The sequence below is a fragment of the Pseudarthrobacter sulfonivorans genome, assembly GCF_001484605.1.
Lineage (GTDB): Bacteria > Actinomycetota > Actinomycetes > Actinomycetales > Micrococcaceae > Arthrobacter > Arthrobacter sulfonivorans_A.
Genome location: NZ_CP013747.1, coordinates 3,035,303 through 3,055,570 on the forward strand (window position 1 = coordinate 3,035,303; position 20,268 = coordinate 3,055,570).

A 20,268-nucleotide genomic window follows, 5' to 3' on the forward strand; every position below is an offset into this window, starting at 1 on the left:
AACCGAATGTTTTCGTATTATGGATATTATTATCTGCAAAGTGGAAATGCAACCCCCTGACGGTCATGTTTGGGGACATCGCCTGGGGCCTGGTTGTGCTGTATGTTGAGTGTTCTAAGCAACTCTTTTCACGATGTGGATAAGAGATGTCAGAATCTGAGCCATAGGAGACAACGGAATGGCTGAAAAAGCCTCCGGAGGCGTGCAGTCCGTCGAGCGCGTCTTCGAACTGCTGGAACTCATCACAGACGCGGGCGGTGACGTGACGCTCAGCGAGCTCTCCTCCTCCACGGATCTGCCCCTGCCCACCATCCACCGCCTGCTGCGCACGTTGGTCTCGCTTGGCTACATCCGCCAGCTGCCCAACCGCCGTTACGCACTGGGCCCCCGGCTGATCCGGCTTGGCGAAGCCGCCAGCAAGCAGCTTGGAGCCGTGGCCCGCCCGCAGCTGAAGAACCTTGTGGACCGCCTCGGCGAAACCTCCAACATGGCCGTGCTGGACTCGGACATGGTCATCTACGTTGCCCAGGTGCCGTCCATGCACTCCATGCGCATGTTCACCGAGGTGGGCCGCCGCGCCCACACGCACGACACCGGCGTCGGCAAGGCAATCCTGGCCCAGCTGGACGACGACGTGGTGCGCGGCATCGTGGCCCGCACCGGCATGCCCACCCCCACGGCCAAGAGCATCGGCGACATCGATTCCCTCCTGGCCGACCTGAAGCTGATCCGTGAACGCGGCTACTCCATCGACGAGGAAGAGCAGGAGCTCGGCGTGCGCTGCTTCGCGATGGCCGTGCCCAACGCGCCCACCCCGGCCGCCATCTCGGTCTCCGGGCCGATCAGCCGCGTGGACCAGAGCTTCGCCGACCGTGCCGTGCCGCTGCTGCGCCAGGCCGCGATGGCGATCTCGGCGGAGCTCAACCAGAACTGAGTTTCCCTCCCCGTCATCTGCCATTTCGGCGTGCCTTTGGATGGGTGTGCCGCTTCAGCATGGAGTCCACAACGATCGGGTGAAGCGGCCGCACGACGCTAAAGTACAATCTCCCGCGCCACCCCTTAAGCTCGACGGCGGTTGTCACCCTGAGGATCCGGTTCACCGGATCCACCCCGACGGCGATCGCGCAGTCCAGGTGCCGGTCACGGATGAAGATCAGGGCTTCTTCGCCCGACTGCTCGGTCACGGTGAACACGTCCCGCGGTGCACGCGGTATGCCGATCAGGGGTACCAGTGCCTGGCGCAACCGCATCGCTCCCGAGATCCATCGGGGCATCGATTCCATGGAGAAGAGGCGCTGCGCCCATTCCGCGGGGTCCGTGCTGGCACCCGCGGGGAGGGTGGCCAGGCAGACGTCGGCGTAGTCGGGCTCCGCGATCTCCCGAAGGGCGAGTGAACGGAAGCAGGGTGTCTGTTCGGTCATGGCTTGAGCCTACGGTGAGTGTCGCGCGGTGGTGAGTGCCGCCGTCGTACTATCTGCGCGAGATGACAGATGACGGCAGTGTTCCCGTGGAACACTGCCGTCAACTGTCATTTGGACGGGGTTAGTGCTCCGCGGACGTCTTGAGCGGGACTTCCTTGCCCTCGGCGTCGATCAGCTTGCCGCCCTCGTAACGGTCGCCGTCGGCCAGGCATTTCAGGTCGGATTCTGTGACCACCCGGCCGGTGCCGGCCACAAACACTGACTGGTTGTCCGAGTTGCCGGCCTTGAGGTGGTTGAAGAGCAGGTTCAGCAGGATGGCCATGACGGCGGCCGAGCTGATGCCCGAGTGGAAGATCGTGGAGAACCAGGACGGGAACTGGTCGTAGAACTTCGGGGCCGCAATCGGGATCATGCCAAAGCCGATGGATGCGGCCACGATGACCAGGTTCATGTTGTTTTTGTACTCCACCTTGGCGAGCGTGCGGATGCCGCTGGCGGCCACCGTTCCAAAGAGTACGACGCCGGCGCCGCCCAGGACGGGTGTCGGAACCGCTGCGACCACTCGGCCGAGGATGGGCAGCAGACCCAGGATCACCAGGATGAGCCCGCCGGCGCTCACCACGAAGCGGCTCTTGATGCCGGTGATGGCCACGAGGCCCACGTTCTGGGCGAAGGCGCTCTGGGTGAAGGAGTTGAACAGGGGCGAGATGGCGCTTGAGAGCATGTCCGCCCGCAGGCCGTCGCCGATGCGGCGTGAGTCCACCTTGGTGTCCACGATCTCGCCGACGGCGATGATGTCCGCAGAGGTCTCCGTGAGCGTCACCAGGATGACAATCAGCATCGAAATGATCGCGGCAATCTCAAAGGTCGGCAGGCCAAAGGCGAACGGCGTGGGGAAGGCGACAACGTCGCCCTGGCCCACTTTGGAGAAATCCGCCATGCCCGTGAACAGGGCGATCACAGTGCCGATCACCATGGCCAGCAGGATGGACAAGCGGGAGATGGCGGCGTTGCCCACCTTGCTCAGCAGCAGGACGATGCCCATGGTGGCTGCGGCGAGGCCGATGTTGGCCACGCTCCCGTAGTTCTCGGCCTTGGCGTTGCCGCCCATGGCCCAGTTGGCGGCGACCGGCATGAGGGTCAGGCCGATCGTGGTGATGACCGTGCCGGTGACCACGGGCGGGAAGAACTTGATGATTTTGGAGAAGAGCGGCGTGATGGCCAGGCCGATCAGGGACGCCACAATCACGGAGCCGAAAACGGCCTGGATGCCGCCGCCGCCCTGCACGATCGCCACCATCGTGGAGACGCCGGCGAACGAGACGCCCTGTACCAGCGGCAGTTGCGATCCGAAGAACGGGATTCCCACGGTCTGCAGGATGGTCGCGAGGCCGCCGACAAACAGGCAGGCCGCGATGAGCAGGCCGATGTCCGTGGCGGACATGCCGGCCGCGGCTCCAATGATGAGCGGCGGGGCGATGATGCCGCCATACATGGTCAAAACGTGCTGGAAGCCGTACGCGAACGTGCTTCCGATGGAGAGGCGCTTGTCCTCGGGGCGGGCCGCGGAACTAGTCGACGCGGGCCGGGAATTCTTCTTGCTGTTCATGGCAGACTTTCTTGGTTCATGGCAGACGCCTTCGTCTGGCTAACAATGTCTGGCTATGGATCTAGGGAATGTTGGTGCCCGGCCCCGGAGTTTTTGGGCAGATATAGCGGGTTTAAGGGTTCCTGAAGTCGCTTTAAGTGGACAAAAACTCCGAGGCCGGGGCGGGGTGGCGGGTGGGTCAGCAGAAGCCGGCGATGCCGTTCCAGGCGGCGGGGGCCGTGCCTGAGTTTTCGCGCTGGACCGTGGCCTCGATCAGGCCGTAGGGGCGGTCCGCGGCGAAGAAGACCTCGTTGGGGTTGTCGAGCCCGAACGGGCTGAGGTCAACGAGGAAGTGGTGCTTGTTGGGCATCGAGAACTTGATCTCGTCCACTTCGCCATGTGCTTCCAGGACCTTCTTGCCCATGTCGAACAGGGTCTGCTGCAGGGCGTGGGAGTAGTTCTCCGTGAAGCCCTCGAGCAGCAGGGCCTTGATGTCCTCGTAGCTCTTGTTGAAGTCCGTGGCCGTGTGGTCCAGGCCTGTGCTGTAGCGCCAGCGGGCGGAAACATCCGTGGCCAGGATGCGGTCCGTGGTCTCGGGCAGGGTGGTGTACTTGTCTCGCGGGTAGCCCACAAAGCCGGACTGGGTGGTCTTCAGGACGGTCAGGTCCTTGAGCCCGGAGATCAGGTGCGTGGTGTTGCCGTCCCGGACCACGACGGCGGTACGGACTTCCTGCCCGTTCCGGACAAAGCTGTGGTCGTGTTCGGAGCCGTGCGACTGGATGCGGTCCCAGGTGTAGGACTCGGCTTCCCAGCGGCCGCCCGTAACCCAGTCGAAGCCTGACGTGAAGTGCTCGCTGAGGCGAAGAAGGAAGGCTTCGGGGGAGCCAACGCCCGCCCTGGCGAAGGCGTAGATGGTGTTCTTCTGGGTGTCCGTGGCGACGACGTGGGCGTTGTCGCCCTGGAGGTGCGCAGCCTCGAAATCACCACGCAGCTGCGAGGTGACGTTCAGGTCTTCGATCTGGTGGCGGTCGGTGTCGCGGGTGACTTTGACGACGCGGACTTCTGCCTTGCCGTACTGGTTGTCGCCGAGGACGATTTTGTTGCTCATGGTCATATCCCAACTTCTACGAGGTGGAACCTTCAAGGTCCACCAACGAAATTAAGCGCGTATTTCCAACGCGTTTCTGGTGGAGCCGACCCAACAAAAAAGAGCCGGCATCCATTGATGCCAGCTCATTACGACCCTGCCTGCTGCTCCCAGGTTACGTGACCTGCGCCACGAAGTGAAAAAAGCGTAGCCCACTCTTGCCAGTGGTGTCATCACTTCCCGGGAATTGTTATGTACTTTCCGATTGTGACCGCCCGGGGGTGCATCTCTGCGGCCGAGGTCTTGACGCCGATCCCAGACCCTCATAGAATTTCCACATAACAATAAAAGATTTCCGAAGTACGGAAAAGCTAAGCAGCAAGAACGAGGAGGAACAGATGGACTCGAAGGATAAGAACAACGTCGTGGATTTCCCGGCCCCCGGCCAGGAGCTGTACCTGCCGTTCGGCGCCACGGATCCCGACTTCTACATTCCGGCCGACTGTGACCGTGCAGGCGGGTTCTCCCGCTGGATGCGCGCGCTCCCGGTATTCGGCCGGCAGCGTCCCTAAGAGCTCCATCCCCAGCAGCCCCCTCTGCTCGCAAGCTCGGACAGGGAACCCTGCGGCTGTGGGCCCTGTTCAGGCCGGACTCTGCGCAACAGAGCCAACGGGCGGGTGGCACCTGGGGAGGTGCCGCCCGCTTTTGCGTGCCTAGCCGTTCACGAGCCTCCGCACCTCCGCCGATTCGATGGTTCCCTGCGCACACGATGGTTCGAACCGTCGTGTGCGCAGGGAACCGTCGATCCGGCGTTATCCACATAGGACGAACTCCGGCTGTCGTCGGCTAGTGGTGCCGTCCGAGGCTTGACCCATGACGAACAACGCGCAGTTGACGATGCCGCCGGCTGGCATGCTGCCCACCGGAATGGACCTGTGGCGCACCGGCGAGCTGCAGGAATCCGGGGTCAATGCCCGCAAAGTCGCGGCCTTGGTGCGGACCGGCGACTTGGTCCGGCTCCTTCGCGTACTTCCCATGGCCGCGACGTAGTTGCCACACCAGGTCGCTGCAGACAGCGGACATTGTCTTCGTGGACGGCATGCCCTGCACCTCACTGGAGCGCACCGTGGTGGATTGCTGCCTCATGCTGACCTACAGGCAGGCCTTGGTGCTCATGGATCATGCCCTCAGGATGGGCGCTGACCTGGAGAAAATCCGTCGGATGAGTGCTTCGTTGGCGGGACGCAACGGCGTACGGACCTTGCGACGAGCCACTGAGAACGCCGACGCGCGGTCGGAGTCACCGGGCGAGACGTTGACCCGTGAGTTGATTCACCGGCTCTGCATTGAACCGCCCGAGCTGCAGGTGGTCGCCTGGTCGCCGGAAGGCCAGTACCGGCTGGACTTTGCTTGGCGGGAGAAGAAGGTGGCACTGGAATTCGACGGCAGGGTGAAGTACTTCGACTACGAGCCCACCGATGAGGTCATCTACAAGGAGCGGCACCGTGAAAAGGCGCTGACCGAGGAGGGGTGGACGTTCATCCGGATCAAGTGGCAAGACCTGTTCCAGGAACACGAGTTCAAGATGCGCGTCCTGCGGGCCCTCCGAAATGCAGGTTAGCCAAGGCCGTTTCGATGGTTCCCTGCGCGCTCGATGGTTCGAACCATCGTCTGCGCAGGGAACCATCGAAACGGGTGGGGTGGGAGGCGGCGGAGCGGGCAGGCCGGCGAGCCGAGGCGGAGTGCCTAGCCGTTCACGAGCTTCCGCGCCGCAGCCGAGTGTTCCGCGATGAGCCCGGCGACGTCCAAGCCCGGAATCTGCCCGTCCACCACGCGCCACTCTCCGCCCACCATCACCCGGTCCGCACGGTCCGCCCCGCACAGCAACAACGCCGCCACCGGATCGTGGCTGCCGGAGAAGCGCAGGTCGTCGAGGCGGAAGAGTGCCAGGTCGGCCTGCATCCCCGGCGCCAGTTGACCAATATCGGAGCGCCCCAGCACGGCTGCCGAGCCCCGCGTCGCCCAGCCGAGAGCGCGCTCCACCGGCACGTCCGCGCCGTAGCGCAACCGCTGCAGATAGAGCGCCTGCCGGGCCTCAAGGATCATGTTGGAGGCATCGTTCGACGCCGATCCGTCCACTCCCAGCCCCACAGGGACCCCGGCTGCCTCGAGTTCCAGCACGCGTGCCGTGCCTGACGCGAGCCGCATGTTCGACGTCGGGCAGTGCGCGACGGCGGTGCCCGCGGCTCCCAGCCGGGCGATCTCGTCGTCGTTGAAGTGGATGCCGTGGCCCAGCCAGGTGCGGTTGCCCAGCCAGCCGACGCTGTCCAGGTAGTCCACGGTCCGCAGGCCGAACATCGACTGGCAGAAGTCTTCCTCGTCGATGGTTTCGGCGAGGTGAGTGTGTAGCCGGACATCCAGCCGCTCTGCCATCAAGGCGCTTTCGGCCATGATCTCCTTGGTCACCGAGAACGGCGAACACGGGGCCAGGGCAATCTGGATGACAGCGCCGTCGCCGCGCTGGTGGTACTCGCGGATGAGGCGCTCGCTGTCCGCCAGAATGATCTCCGGCCGCTGCACCGTGGACTGCGGCGGCAGGCCGCCGTCGTCCGTTCCCAAAGTCATGGAGCCGCGCGTGAGGGTTGCCCGCATGCCTAGGTCGCGTACGACGCCGACCTCCACGTCGATCGCGTCCTCGAGTCCCGCGGGGAACAGGTAGTGGTGGTCGGCTGCCGTGGTGCAGCCGGAGAGCAGCAGCTCGGCCAGGGCCACTTTGACCGCGAGTTCGAGGCTGTCCGGAGTCAGGCGTGCCCAGACCGGGTAGAGGTTCTGCAGCCACGGGAACAGTGGGGCGTTGGCCACGGGCCCCCAGGCCCGCGTGAGCGTTTGGTAGAAGTGGTGGTGCGTGTTGATCAGGCCCGGCAGGAGGACGTGCGCGGAAGCATCGAAGACGGCGGAACAGGGAGCGGACGGCTGCCCGCCGGCCGGAACCAGCTCGGCGATGATGCCGCCGCTGACCACGATGCCGCCACCGGCGTCGAGCCCGTTGGCGGTGAAAGCGGCGAGCGGGTTCTTGATCCAGAGCCTGGACGGGGACGGGGACGGGGTTTGCGGGTGGGCCATGGATGGCTCCTTGTCTGGTCGGCAACAAATGCGTTCCAGCTCAGTTAGGCCCTGTCTGCTGATCCAGGATCCCGGCCTCCCTAGGGACGGCCGGTGGGATTTCAGCGTAGGACGCACGCGGAAGCGCGTCAATGTGACCCGTCCGAAACCTGAATTTCACATCACGAAATTAAGTTTCCAGAAACTATGGCGCTGATCACAGGTTCGGTGCTAATCTCGATCTTGCCAAAGGCGGGCACCCGGACTCCGGGAAGCTATCTACCAGGCGAACCTTCAAAAGCACATGCTGAAGCCTGGTAGCCGTATCACTGGCGCGTCCCCGTCTCAGGGTTACTGGGCTTCCTTGCCACTAAGGAAGTCGCAAAAATGAGTACAACCGTCACGGCCGAACATTTTCTGGCCGCATCCATAAAACTGGCAACAGCCAACGTCCTGAACAGCGGCGGCCCGTTCGGCGCCGTCGTTGTCACCGCGGATGGCCACGCCTTCGAAGGCGTCAACCGGGTCACCGCCACGAACGACCCCACGGCCCACGCCGAGGTCACCGCCATCCGCAATGCCTGCCGCGAACTCGGCACGTTCGATCTCAGCGGAGCCACCCTCTTCACCAGCTGCGAGCCCTGCCCCATGTGCCTGGCCTCGGCCCTGTGGGCACGGATCGGCAACGTGGTCTTCGCCGCTGACCGGCACGACGCAGCCTCCGTGGGCTTCGACGACGCGGTCTTCTACGAGTACTTCGAGAACGAGGACCGGGATGCACTGATGCCGGTCGCCAAGCTGGAACTGGGCGACCCCCAGGCTCCCGCCATCCTGGAACCGTTCAACACCTGGAACACGCTCGATTCCAGGATTGACTACTAGGATCCGGTGGCTGACATGACAATCCTGGACCCCGCAGAAATGCGAACCGCAGCTGAAAAGCAGGCTGCGCCCGAAGGCGCAGAGCACACGGCGGCACCCCGGCCCCCGGCGTCGAAATCCTTCCTGGATAGTTTCTTCCAGATCACCAAGCGTGGCTCCACGCTGGCCCGCGAATTCCGCGGCGGCATCGTCACGTTCTTCACGATGGCCTACATCGTGATCCTCAACCCGCTGATCCTGGGCGGTTTCTCGGCCGAGAACGCCCCCACGGACGTCGCCGGCGGCTGGCTCTCGGCGGCGCAGGTGGGGGCAGTTACCGGGCTCACCGCCGGCGTTATGACCATCGTGTTCGGCCTCGTCGCCAACCTGCCGTTCGGGCTCGCAGCGGGCCTGGGCATCAACTCGTTCCTGGCAGTGGCCGTCATCCAGGACGTGACCTGGCCCGAAGCCATGGGTCTGGTGGTCATCAACGGTTTCCTGATTGTCCTCTTCGGCGCCACGGGTGCCCGGACGGCGATCTTCAAGGCAGTCCCCAAGGAACTCAAGGCTGCCATCACCGTCGGCATTGGCCTGTTTATCGCCTTCATCGGCTTTGTGGATTCCGGCTTCGTCCGCCCCACCAAAGGCGGCCCGCCGGTCCAGCTCGGCAACGACGGCTCCATCACCTCCATCCCCACCCTCGTCTTCATCGTCGGCCTGCTGGTCATGGGAATCCTCGTGGCCCGCAAGATCCAGGGCGGTCTCCTGATCGGAATCGTCGCCACCACAGCCCTCGCCGCCGTCGTCGAGGCCACCATGCATATCGGTCCCGGCAGCGCCGACAACCCCGGCGGCTGGCACCTCAACGTGCCCGTGCTCGCCGGCCAGCTGGTCTCCGCCCCGGACTTCAGCCTGGTGGGCCAGTTCGATCTCTTCGGCTCGTTCTCAAGGATCGGCGGCCTCGCGGCCACCATGCTGGTGTTCACCCTGGTGTTCACCAACTTCTTCGACGCCATGGGCACCATGACCGGACTCGCCAAGAGCGCCGGAGTGGCGCACAAGGACGGCACGTTCCCCAGGCTGAAGTCGGCCTTCATCGTCGAAGGCATGGGCGCAGTGGTGGGCGGCGGAACGTCCGGCTCGTCCAACACCGTCTACATCGATTCCGCGGCCGGCATCGGCGAAGGTGCCCGCACCGGCCTGGCCTCCGTGGTCACCGGCGTGCTGTTCCTGGGCTCGATGTTCTTTACGCCGCTGACCTCGGTGGTGCCGCTCGAAGTGGCGGCAGCCGCCCTGGTGGTGGTGGGCGCCATGATGATGGCACAGATCCGCGAGATCAAGTTCAGCAAGTTCTCGATCGCACTGCCGGCCTTCCTGACCATCATCACCATGCCGCTGACCTACTCGATCGCCAACGGCATCGGCGTCGGATTCATCTCCTTCGCGGTCATCAGCGCGGCGTCCGGCCGGGCCAGGAAAGTCCATCCGCTCATGTGGGTGGTCACCGCGGGCTTCATCATCTACTTCGCCCGCGGGCCGATCAACGCCCTGCTGGGCGCGTAGGCCCCCGGCGTAACCGCCCATTCGGGCGCCTTAGACGGCGGTCCATCCGCACCCACCGCATCGAGTAGGCGTCCGTCGCCGTGGTCCGCAGCACGGGAACCCACGACGGCGGGCGGCGGTGGAGTGCGGCTGCGCCGTCACGGACCGGGGCGGGATTAGAGGCCCCGCCCCCGGTCCCATCAAACAACTCCCCTGACTTTCCCTCTACACCAGCAAGGAATGAGATTATGAGGCAAGACCGCGCACTGTTCCGGACAGGCTTCCCGTCCGGAACCTCAGTGGTAAAGGACGTGTTGCCATGCTGGACCTAATACCTTCACTGGGAGGCTGGCGGGCCGCGGTCTCCGGCCAGCGCTGCGCCGTCGCCACCATCGTGGCCGCGGGCGGCTCCGTGCCCCGGCCGCTCGGCACCTCCATGCTTGTGTCGGAACGCGGGGACGTCCTCGGCAGTCTCTCCGGCGGCTGCGTGGAAGGCGCCGTGGTGGACGCCGCCCTTGAGGCCATGCGCGACGGCGGCAGCCGCCTTGAGTCGTTCGGCTACAGTGCCGAGGACGCGTTCGCCGTCGGACTCTCCTGTGGAGGAGAGCTGGAAGTCCATATCCAGCCGCTCGGTGTTGGCTCCCCTGAACTATCTGTGTTGCGCGGTTTTGGTGACGCTGGCCGCAACGTGGCCGAAGGCCCCGCCGCCCGGGGGCTTGCCGCCCTGGCGGTCATCCGCCGGCTCGACGCGGGCGGAGGCGTGGTGGTCGTCGACGATCCTGTGAGGTTCCGCGCCATGGAGTCGCCTGAACTTGCCGTGCTGGTGGGCGACCATCCCGCCACTGTTTACGCGGCAGCCGCCCAGCTCGAGCCGCTGGTCCAAGGCGGGCGCGCGGGCCTTATCCGGCTGGCACCACCCGCCGGCTGCACCGGCGGCTCGGAGACACACCCCGAACCCATCACCCTGTTCGTGGAAAGCCGGCTCCCCGCCGCGCGCATGCTCATTTTCGGCGCCAACGACTTCGGCGCCGCGCTGCTCCCGGCCGGGAAACTGCTGGGCTATGACGTTACCTTGTGTGATGCCCGGCCGGCTTTTTCGAACCAGGGCCGTTTCCTCGCCGCTGACCAGGTGGTCACTGACTGGCCGCACCGCTACCTTGCCGCAGAAGCAGCCGCGGGCCGGGTGGACGGCCGCACCGTGGTGTGCGTACTGACCCACGACCCCAAGTTCGATATCCCGCTGCTGGAAACCGCGCTCGGCCTGGGCCTCGCCTACGTGGGCGCCATGGGTTCGCGGCGCAGCCACCGTCAGCGGATCGACGCGCTGCTCGCGGACGGCACGCCGGCTGAAGCGCTCGAACGGCTGCACTCGCCCATCGGCCTGGATCTGGGCGCGGTCACGCCTGCCGAGGTCGCGGTGTCCATTACGGCCGAGATCATCGCCTCCCGTGGCCGGGCCGGACGGGGCAGCACCACGCCGGCGCCGCTCAAGGCATCCTCGCTCAAGGACGGCAGCGGCCCCATCCACCATCCAGACCCCCGCACGCACGAACCCCGCACGCACGAACCCCGCCAGGAGGACCCATGGACATGAACACCATCGAGGCCGTCGTCCCCACGACAGACCCCGCCGACTGGCGCGACGGCGATGCCTGGCTGGCCGGCGGCACGGTGCTGTTTTCCTACGGGAGTACCGTCCTGAAGCGGCTGCTGGACCTTGGCGAAGCGGGTTGGCCGGCCGTGACCGTGAGCGATGCAGGGATTGAACTGGCCGCCACATGCACCGTCGCGGAGCTCTACGCCCTGCCGGGTTCGGACGAAGTTGCCGGCAGGGAGTGGCCGGGCCTGGACCTGTTCCGTCCGTGCTGCGACTCCTTCGTGGCGTCCTTCAAGGTCTGGTACATGTCCACCGTGGGCGGCAACCTGTGCACCTCGCTCCCGGCCGGGCCCATGATCTCGCTCTGCGCAGGGCTGGACGCCACCGCCACCATCCTCGGCCCCGGCGGCAGCAGCCGCACGGTCCCGGTGGCCACGTTCATCACCGGGGACGGGCAAAACAGCCTGGCACTCGGCGAGCTCCTGCGCAGCATCCACCTGCCGGCGTCGGCCTTGTCGGCGAAAGTGGCCTTCCGCCGGCTCTCGCTCAGCAACCTCGGCCGTTCCGGAGTCCTGCTGATCGGACGGCGGGATGCCGACGGCGGCCTGGTCCTCACCGTCACCGCCGCCACCAAACGCCCCGTGCAGCTGCGGTTCACCGCTGCCAAGATGGCTGGCCCCGCGGCACTGGCGGCCGCCGTCGGGAAGGCCATTCCCGCGGAGCTGTACCACGATGACATCCACGGGCTGCCCGAGTGGCGCCGGGACATGACCCTCCGGCTCGCGGAGGAGATCCGTGCGGAACTGCTGGAGGAACGGCTCACCGTGTCGGGCGATTTCTGGACCGGCCAGCCGCACGCCACGTCGCCGCAGCCGAGCGCGCAACCCGACACAGCACAGAACCAGCAGCAGAAGGAGGCCTGAGCATGGCAATCGAAATCAACGGCACCGCCACCCCGGCCATACCCCGCCCGGGCCAGTGCCTGCGCACGTTCCTGCGCGAACAAGGCAATTTCGGCGTCAAAAAAGGCTGCGACGGCGGCGACTGCGGTGCCTGCACCGTGCACGTGGACGGCACCCCCGTGCACAGCTGCATCTACCCGGCCGTCCGCGCCGACGGCAAGGCCGTCACCACCATCGAAGGCCTCGCCCAGGGCGGTGCGCTGCACCCCGTGCAGGAGCAGTTCCTGGCCGAACAGGGCTTCCAGTGCGGCTTCTGCACCGCCGGCATGATGATGACCGCGGCCACCTTCGACAACGAACAGAAAGCCAACCTGCCCCGCAGCCTCAAGGGCAACCTCTGCCGCTGCACCGGCTACCGTTCCATCGCGGACGCAGTGTGCGGGACCCACACGCACGACGGCGGCGCGGCAGCTGGCGCGGTCCGTCCGGCTTCCGCAGCCGGAACCACCGCGGCCGGAACCACCGCCACGAGCAATACCGCCGCCGGCACCACGGCTTCCCGGGCCGGGCAGATCGGCGACAACGTGCCCGCCCCGGCGGGCCTCGCCGTCGTCACCGGCACCGCCCGCTACACACTCGATGTCCCGGCCGAAGAACTGACAGGCCTGCTCCACCTGAAGCTGCTCCGCTCACCCCACGCGCACGCGCGAATTGTCTCCATCGACAGGACTGCCGCGCTCCAGGTGCCCGGCGTCGTCGCGGTCTTCACGCACGAGGATGCCCCGGCGCAGCACTTCTCCACCGCCCAGCACGAGCTCTACACGGACGATCCCGACGATACCCGCGTCTTCGATGACGTGGTGCGGTTCATTGGCCAGCGGGTGGCCGCCGTCGTGGCCGAATCGGTGGGTGCCGCCGAGGCCGGGGCCCGCGCCCTGCAGGTGGAATACGAGCTGCTGGACACTGTCTTCAGCCCGCAGGACGCCATGCTCCCCGGCGCTCCGGCACTGCACGGGGACAAGGATGCCGTGAAGGCCCGGATCTCGCGGCCGCGGCAGAACGTGGTGGCCGAGCTGCACTCGGAGCTGGGCAGTGTGGCGGACGGTTTCGCCGCTGCCGACTTCATCCACGAGCACACCTACCGGACCCAGCGCGTGCAGCACGTCGCCCTGGAAACGCACTCCTCCATCGCCTGGCTCGACGAGGAGGACCGCCTCGTGGTCCGCACCTCCAGCCAGGTCCCGTTCCTGGTCCGGCGCACGCTGGGCCGGGTGTTCGACCTGCCGGAGGACCGTATCCGCGTGGTGGCCGGGCGCGTAGGCGGCGGCTTCGGCGGCAAGCAGGAAGTGCTCACCGAGGACCTCGTGGCCCTCGCCGCGCTCACGCTGCGCCGGCCGGTCCAGGTGGAGTTCACGCGCACGGAGCAGTTCACCGCCACCACCACGCGGCACCCCTTCACCATCAAGCTCAAGGCCGGCGCCAGCAAGGACGGTCTCCTCACCGCGCTGCAGCTGGACGTGGTCACCAACACCGGCGCCTACGGCAACCACGCCCCCGGTGTGATGTTCCACGGCTGCGGCGAATCGCTGGCCGTGTACAAGTGCGCCAACAAGAAAGTGGACGCGCATGCCGTGTACACGAACACCGTGCCGGCCGGGGCGTTCCGCGGCTACGGGCTCAGCCAGATGATCTTCGCGATCGAGTCGGCCATCGATGAACTGGCTGTCGGCATCGGCATGGATCCCCTGGAATTCCGGCGCCGGAACATGGTGCGCGAAGGCGATGACATGCTCTCCACCAACCCCGAGCCCGAGGAAGACGTCCACTACGGCAGCTACGGCCTGGACCAGTGCATCTCCCTGGTGCGTGATGCCTTGGACCGCGGCCAGCAGCGCTACCGCGACGCCGGGCTCGACGACCTCGGCCCGGACTGGGTGACCGGGGAAGGTTCCGCGCTGTCCATGATCGACACCGTGCCGCCCCGCGGCCACTTCGCCCACACCCGCGTGAGCCTGCTTCCGGACGGCACGTTCGCGGCCGACGTCGGGACCGCCGAATTCGGCAACGGCACCACCACGGTGCACGCGCAGCTGGCCGCGACGGCGCTGTCCACCACGGCAGCCAAAGTGGCCGTGCGGCAGTCCGACACGGACCTCGTGGAGCACGACACCGGCGCGTTCGGCTCGGCCGGAACGGTGGTGGCCGGCAAGGCCACCCTGATGGCGGCTACCGAGCTGGCCTCCCGGATCGTCACCGTCGCCGCGGCGCTGACGGGCGCGCCGGAGACCGAATGCGTGCTCGACGACGGCGGCGTGGACTGTGCCGGGCGGCGGGTTCTGCTCGCGGACATCCACGACGCCGCGCGGCACCAGAGCGTGCAGCTCGCCGTCGAGGGCAACTGGGACGGGACCCCGCGATCCGTGGCGTTCAACGTCCACGGCTTCCGCGTTGCGGTCAACACCGGCACGGGGGAGCTGCGGATCCTGCAGAGCGTTCAGGCAGCCGACGCCGGCGTGGTGGTGAATCCGCGGCAGTGCCGCGGCCAGATCGAGGGAGGCATCGCGCAGGCGCTGGGCGCTGCACTGTATGAGGAGGTCCGGGTGGACGACGCCGGCCGGGTCACCACGGACATCCTGCGGCAATACCACATCCCGTCCTTCGCGGACGTGCCGCGCAGCGAGGTCTACTTCGCCTCCACCAACGACCAGGTGGGCCCGCTCGGGGCGAAATCCATGAGTGAAAGCCCGTTCAACCCGGTGGCTCCGGCCCTGGCCAATGCGATCCGGAATGCCACGGGGGTCCGGTTCGCGGAGCTGCCGATCGGGCGGGACAAGATCTATCTGGGTCTGAAGGAAGGAGGGCTCGTCCGCTCCCGCTAAGACCAACGCGGGGTCAGATACGGCCCATGGGGCGGGGTTTATTGGGCCGTATCTGACCCCGCGTTGCTGGCGAAGCAACCGTTTGTGACCGGCCGTGATTCGGCGACCCCTTGACCGATGCGTGACCCAGGTCATACCGTTATTTCACTACTCGATACCTATTTTTCGCATTGTGGAAAAGCAATGACGCTTCTGCCGGTAGTTTCCGGCATAAATCCCACAGCGGAACATATGGAAGACATCTTCAAGAAGTGAGATCACGATGCAGACAACCCCGTTGACCGGCGTTGAACCGGCACCTGAGACAGCAGTTGACTTGGGCAAAGCAGCCCACCCCTCCGTGGGCGTCGACGCGCTTTGCGATGTAGCCAGCGCCGCCTCCGGCAGAACCATCAGCCCCACCCTCTACAACATCGACCTTGCCCCGACGAAGCGGGAAGGTCGCCGCTGGACCGGCTACAGCATCTTCACCCTCTGGGCCAACGACGTCCACAGCCTTGGAAACTACGCCTTCGCCATTGGACTCTTCGCCCTCGGGCTGGGCGGCTGGCAGATCCTCCTCGCTTTGGGAGTCGGCGCCGTCCTGCTGTTTGCGCTCCTCAGCTTGTCCGGCTTTATGGGCGTAAAAACCGGTGTCCCGTTCCCCGTCATGAGCCGGATCAGCTTCGGCATCAGGGGCGCCCAGATTGCCAGCCTCCTGCGCGGGGCAGTGGCCGTGGCCTGGTTCGGCATCCAGACGTACCTCGCGTCCGTGGTGCTCAGGGTCATGCTCGTTGCCATGGTTCCCTCGCTGCAGGAGCTCGACACCAACTCCATTCTCGGCCTGTCCACGCTGGGCTGGGCTTCGTTCGTATTCCTCTGGATTGTCCAGCTGGTTATCGTCAGCTTTGGCATGGAAATGATCCGCAAGTACGAGGCCTTCGCCGGCCCCATCATCCTGGTCACCATGGCGGCCATCGCCGTCTGGATCTTCGTCGAAGCCGGCGGCTCCATCGCCTGGGCCGGGGACAACGCCCTCGAAGGCGGCGACATGTGGCGCACCATCTTCGCCGGCGGTGCCCTGTGGGTTGCCATCTACGGAACGTTCGTCCTGAACTTCTGCGACTTCACCCGGTCCGCCGTCTCCAAGCAGGCCGTCGTGCGCGGCAACTTCTGGGGCATCCCCATCAACATGCTCCTCTTCGGCGCAATCGTTGTAGTCATGGCCGGTGGACAGTTCAAGATCAACGGCACTGTCATCCAAAGTCCGTCGGACATCGTCCAGACCATCCCGAACACGCTGTTCCTTGTCCTGGCCTGCCTTGCCCTGCTGATCCTGACCATCGCCGTGAACCTGATGGCCAACTTTGTGGCCCCCGTCTATGCCCTGACCAACCTCTTCCCGAAGCACCTGAACTTCCGCAAGGCGGCCTGGGTCAGCGGCACCATCGGCCTCATCATCCTGCCGTGGAACCTGTACAACAACCCGCTGGTCATCGTGTACTTCCTGGGCGGACTCGGAGCCCTGCTCGGCCCGCTGTTCGGCGTTGTCATGGCCGATTACTGGCTGCTGCGCCGCGGCAAGGTCAACGTCCTTGAGCTCTACTCCGAGGACCCGGCAGGTGCCTACTACTACAAAAAGGGCTACAACCCCCGGGCCATCATCGCCATGGTGCCCGCTGCCGCCATCGCGCTCCTGATCGCCTTTGTTCCGGCGCTGGAAGCCGCCGCCCCGTTCGCGTGGTTCGTCGCGGCCGGCATCGCCGCGGTGGTCTACTACGTCATCTCCGACCGCTCCCAGCGGCTCGACGACGTCGACGGCGAATCCATTGCCGTCGCCAGCGCCCACTAACACCAGCTGACCGCCGCGCCAGCCAACCGCCGCGCCAGCCAACCGCCGCGCCAGCCAACCAACCTGTCCCGAAAGAGGAAAAGCACCATGCGCATCCTTGTGGCCAACGTCAACACCACACAGTCCATGACCGATTCCATCGCCGCGCAGGCAAAACAGGCCGCGCTGCCGGACACGGAGATCGTGGGAATCACTCCGCGCTTCGGCGCAGACTCCTGCGAGGGAAACTTTGAGAGCTACCTCGCGGCGATCGCCGTGATGGACGCCGTCGTCAACTACCAGGAGCCGTTCGACGCCGTCATCCAGGCCGGCTACGGCGAGCACGGCCGCGAAGGGCTCCAGGAGCTCCTTGACGTTCCGGTAGTGGACATCACCGAGGCGGCCGCGAGCACCGCGATGTTCCTGGGCCACAAGTACTCGGTGATCACCACCCTGGACCGGGCCGTGCCGCTGATCGAGGACCGGCTGAAGCTGGCCGGCCTCGACGCCCGGTGCGCCTCGGTCCGGGCCAGCGGCATGGCCGTCCTGGAGTTGGAGGAGGAGCCGGAGCGCGCTGTGGAAGCCATCATCGAACAGGCGCTGCTGGCTGTCCGTGAGGACAAGGCGGAAGTCATTGTCCTGGGCTGCGGCGGCATGGCCGGCCTGGACGAGGAAATCCGGAAGCGTGCCGGCGTCCCCGTGGTGGACGGTGTGGCGGCCGCGGTCACCATCGCTGAATCGCTGGTCCGGCTGCGGCTGAGCACCTCAAAGGTCCGGACCTACGCCACCCCGCGGCCCAAGACCGTCATAGGCTGGCCAATAACGGCAGCGAACATGCCCGCTGCGCCTTAGCCGGCGATCAACAGCCCGGCAATCAACTCAAGGAGCGACCCCATGACTGCAACCCACCGGCCCGCACATCCCCACCGGCCGGCACCGGTCGCCGTCGTGACCGGTGCAGGCTCCGGGATTGGCAGGGCGGTGGCGCGGCTCATGCTGGCCGACGGGTACCGCGTGGTGTTGGCCGGCCGCCGTGAGGCTCCGCTGCTGGAGTCCGCGGCCGGCCACCGCCAGGCGCTGACGGTGCCCTGCGACGTGACAATACCCGACGACGTCGAGCGCCTTTTCGCCGCGTCCCTCGGCAAGTGGGGGAGGGTTGACGTCCTGTTCAACAACGCCGGAGTGTTCGGCCCGGCGGCGTCGGTGGATGAAATCAGTGTGGCCGACTGGGACGCGGTGGTGGCGGTGAACCTGACCGGCTCCCTGCTCTGCGCCGCCGCCGCCGTGCGGGCCATGAAATCCCAGGAGCCGCAGGGTGGCCGCATCATCAACAACGGGTCCATTTCAGCGCATTCGCCGCGGCCGCGGACGGTGGCCTACACGGTCACCAAGCACGCGATGACGGGCCTGACCAAGAGTATCGAGCTGGACGGCAGGGATTTTGGCATCACCTGCGGCCAGATCGACATCGGCAACACGGCCACGGACATCATGTCCACCATCGGCGTGGACTCCGGCGCCCTGCAGGCTGACGGCAGCCGCAGGGTGGAACCCACGTTCCCGGTGCAGGACGCCGCGCGCGCCGTGCTCCTGATGGCAGGCATGCCGCCGTCGGCCAGTGTGGGCTCAGTGGTGATCACTGCTGCGGGAATGCCGTTCATCGGCCGGGGCTGACAAAGAATAATCCACACCCTTCCGCTGTGGAAGCGGACGTCCGCACCGGGGTTTTCCCGGGTGGGCGTCCGTTTCCGTGGCGGATTTTTCATGTCCGAAACTTCCTAGCGATTTCCACATTGTGAAAACTCATTTTCCCCTTGCGGAATAATGTGAGCGGGGTTACTTTGGAAACAGACCCCGATCTCCGGGGCTGTTCCCGATTGATAGGTACAGATCAATGAAGATCCCAGATTCCGCGGCGCTGAAGGCGAGTTCGGCCCCGCAGAAGAAGAAGCCCCTGTATAGGTCGCTCTTCTTCCAAATTCTGATCGCCGTCGTGGCAGGTGTCCTTATCGGACATTTCTGGCCGGACCTCGGCTCGCAGCTGAGGCCTCTCGGTGATGGATTTATCCAGCTCATTAAGATGATCATCGCGCCGCTGATTTTCCTGGTGATTGTCACCGGCATCTCGGCCGTAGGCGACGTCAAGGCGGTCGGAAGGGTCGGAGTCAAAGCCCTTCTCTACTTCACCGCGGCCACGCTCTTCGCGCTGGTCTTCGGCCTGATCGTAGGCAACATCGTCCAGCCCGGTGCCGGGCTGAACATTGATCCCAACACCCTCTCCCAGGAAGCGCTGACCGCCAAGACCGGCAATGCCGTGCCCAAGGACGCCGCGGCCTTCATCCTGGACGTCATCCCCACCAGCGTCATCGGCGCCTTCGCGAGCAACAGCCTCCTGCAGGTCCTGTTCTTCTCGGTCTTCTTCGGCGCGGCAATCGTCGTCATCGGACGCGAGCGCTGCATGCCGGTCGTCAGCCTCATGGAGACCGTCCTGGAGCTCATCTTCAAGATCATGTCCTGGATCATGAAGGTTGCCCCGATCGGTGCTTTCGGTGCCATGGCATTCATCATCGGCCAGTACGGGCTGGACACGCTCAGCACCTATGCGTTGCTCATTGCCGCCTGCTACGGCGCGGCCATTGTCTTCATCGGCCTGCTGTTCCTCGTGGCCTGGGGCTTTGCCCGCGTCCCGCTTTGGCACTTCCTGAAGTACACCCGCGAGGAGTTCCTGCTGGCGCTCGGCACCGCCTCCACCGAGGCTGTGATGCCGCGCATCATGACCAAGCTGACCAACGCCGGCTGCTCACGCGCCACCACGGGCCTGGTGGTGCCCACCGGCTATTCATTCAACCTCGACGGCGCCGCGATCTACCTTTCGATCTCCCTGCTCTTCCTGGCACAGGCCTTCGGCCACAACCTGGACCTCGGCCAGCAGTTGGCCGCGCTCGGCGTCCTGCTGCTGACCTCCAAGGGCATGGCCGGCGTACCCGGTTCATCGTTCCTGGCTCTCTCCGCCACCGCCGCAGCACTGGGGATCTTCCCGGTTGCCGGCGTGGCGCTCCTGCTCGGTGCCGACCGCCTCATGGACTCCATGCGCGTGGTGGTGAACCTCCTGGGCAACTGCGTCGCCACGTTCGTCGTCTCCAAGTGGGAGGGCCAGTTCGACCGGAGCGTTATGGTCAGGGCGTTCAAGGGCGAAATCACCAACCACGATTCCGCCATCATGCTTGGCGTTGAGGAAGAGTTCGAAGACCAGGAGCTTGAGCGGATCAGCGGCGGCCAGGAGCCGTCGCCCAAGTTCCGCGGTGGACCGAACCCGGAAGAGATCCGCGAGTTCCACATGAGGCGGCCCACCCACGCCGCTGCCGCGCCTGACGGTTCGTCCGACGCGGGCGGCGGGAAGTAACTTCCGGTTCCCCGGCTGATCGCCGTCGCCAAGGCAAGGAACCCCGCCCCTGAATGGGGGTGGGGTTCCTTGCGTC

At 65.8% G+C, this 20,268-nt stretch carries 17 protein-coding genes; 13 read left to right on the plus strand and 4 right to left on the minus strand.

Annotated elements, in window-relative coordinates; translation table 11 throughout:
- Positions 1-178 precede the first annotated feature (178 nt).
- Positions 179-934 (plus strand): IclR family transcriptional regulator, encoded by a 756-nt coding sequence (locus tag AU252_RS13695; RefSeq protein ID WP_058931203.1) that lies wholly within the window; start codon positions 179-181, stop codon positions 932-934.
- Between the two features lie 13 nt (positions 935-947).
- On the opposite strand, the gene AU252_RS13700 is transcribed toward AU252_RS13695, so the two are convergent.
- The 3 genes from AU252_RS13700 to pucL form a co-directional block, all read right to left on the minus strand.
- On the minus strand, positions 948-1,421 hold the full coding sequence (locus tag AU252_RS13700; protein ID WP_058931204.1) for a DUF2867 domain-containing protein: 474 nt from the start codon (positions 1,419-1,421) through the stop codon (positions 948-950).
- Positions 1,422-1,542: 121 nt separating this feature from the next.
- Positions 1,543-3,030, minus strand: a complete 1,488-nt coding sequence (locus AU252_RS13705; RefSeq protein ID WP_058931205.1) for a nucleobase:cation symporter-2 family protein — start codon at positions 3,028-3,030, stop codon at positions 1,543-1,545.
- A 178-nt stretch (positions 3,031-3,208) separates the two neighbouring features.
- The gene (gene pucL / locus AU252_RS13710; RefSeq protein WP_205630577.1) at positions 3,209-4,123 is read right to left on the minus strand and encodes a factor-independent urate hydroxylase; all 915 of its coding nucleotides are present in this window, start codon (positions 4,121-4,123) and stop codon (positions 3,209-3,211) included.
- A gap of 371 nt (positions 4,124-4,494) precedes the next feature.
- Between pucL and AU252_RS24170 the strand changes: the two genes are divergently transcribed.
- From AU252_RS24170 to AU252_RS13715, 3 genes are all read left to right on the plus strand, one after another.
- Positions 4,495-4,668, plus strand: a complete 174-nt coding sequence (locus AU252_RS24170) for a hypothetical protein (protein ID WP_167349832.1) — start codon at positions 4,495-4,497, stop codon at positions 4,666-4,668.
- Between the two features lie 301 nt (positions 4,669-4,969).
- The gene (locus AU252_RS24895; protein WP_346425551.1) at positions 4,970-5,146 is read left to right on the plus strand and encodes a hypothetical protein; all 177 of its coding nucleotides are present in this window, start codon (positions 4,970-4,972) and stop codon (positions 5,144-5,146) included.
- A 40-nt stretch (positions 5,147-5,186) separates the two neighbouring features.
- Positions 5,187-5,717 carry a hypothetical protein gene (locus tag AU252_RS13715; protein WP_346425552.1) on the plus strand — a complete coding sequence of 177 codons (531 nt, stop codon included), beginning with the start codon at positions 5,187-5,189 and terminating at the stop codon, positions 5,715-5,717.
- A gap of 125 nt (positions 5,718-5,842) precedes the next feature.
- Here the strand turns inward: AU252_RS13715 and AU252_RS13720 are convergent, their stop codons facing one another.
- Complete coding sequence (locus AU252_RS13720) at positions 5,843-7,219, minus strand: 8-oxoguanine deaminase (RefSeq protein WP_058931206.1); 1,377 nt, start codon at positions 7,217-7,219, stop codon at positions 5,843-5,845.
- Positions 7,220-7,585: 366 nt separating this feature from the next.
- Between AU252_RS13720 and AU252_RS13725 the strand changes: the two genes are divergently transcribed.
- From AU252_RS13725 to AU252_RS13765, 9 genes are all read left to right on the plus strand, one after another.
- On the plus strand, positions 7,586-8,080 hold the full coding sequence (locus AU252_RS13725) for a nucleoside deaminase (RefSeq protein ID WP_058931207.1): 495 nt from the start codon (positions 7,586-7,588) through the stop codon (positions 8,078-8,080).
- A 15-nt stretch (positions 8,081-8,095) separates the two neighbouring features.
- The gene (locus tag AU252_RS13730) at positions 8,096-9,622 is read left to right on the plus strand and encodes an NCS2 family permease (protein WP_240484402.1); all 1,527 of its coding nucleotides are present in this window, start codon (positions 8,096-8,098) and stop codon (positions 9,620-9,622) included.
- Between the two features lie 298 nt (positions 9,623-9,920).
- On the plus strand, positions 9,921-11,195 hold the full coding sequence (locus AU252_RS13735) for an XdhC family protein (protein WP_058931209.1): 1,275 nt from the start codon (positions 9,921-9,923) through the stop codon (positions 11,193-11,195).
- Positions 11,186-12,121: an FAD binding domain-containing protein gene (locus tag AU252_RS13740; RefSeq protein ID WP_058931210.1), complete on the plus strand. Its 936-nt coding sequence runs from the start codon at positions 11,186-11,188 to the stop codon at positions 12,119-12,121. Before AU252_RS13735 ends, AU252_RS13740 begins: the two co-directional genes overlap by 10 nt.
- Positions 12,122-12,123: 2 nt before the next feature.
- Positions 12,124-14,979, plus strand: a complete 2,856-nt coding sequence (locus AU252_RS13745; protein ID WP_058931211.1) for a molybdopterin-dependent oxidoreductase — start codon at positions 12,124-12,126, stop codon at positions 14,977-14,979.
- Between the two features lie 262 nt (positions 14,980-15,241).
- Positions 15,242-16,810 (plus strand): NCS1 family nucleobase:cation symporter-1, encoded by a 1,569-nt coding sequence (locus AU252_RS13750; RefSeq protein WP_058931212.1) that lies wholly within the window; start codon positions 15,242-15,244, stop codon positions 16,808-16,810.
- 87 nt (positions 16,811-16,897) lie between these two features.
- Positions 16,898-17,641: an aspartate/glutamate racemase family protein gene (locus tag AU252_RS13755; RefSeq protein WP_058931213.1), complete on the plus strand. Its 744-nt coding sequence runs from the start codon at positions 16,898-16,900 to the stop codon at positions 17,639-17,641.
- A 42-nt stretch (positions 17,642-17,683) separates the two neighbouring features.
- Entirely contained in the window at positions 17,684-18,463 is a 780-nt protein-coding gene (locus AU252_RS13760; protein WP_058931214.1) for an SDR family oxidoreductase, read from the plus strand.
- A 220-nt stretch (positions 18,464-18,683) separates the two neighbouring features.
- Positions 18,684-20,192 (plus strand): cation:dicarboxylate symporter family transporter, encoded by a 1,509-nt coding sequence (locus tag AU252_RS13765; protein WP_058931215.1) that lies wholly within the window; start codon positions 18,684-18,686, stop codon positions 20,190-20,192.
- Positions 20,193-20,268: the final 76 nt, after the last annotated feature.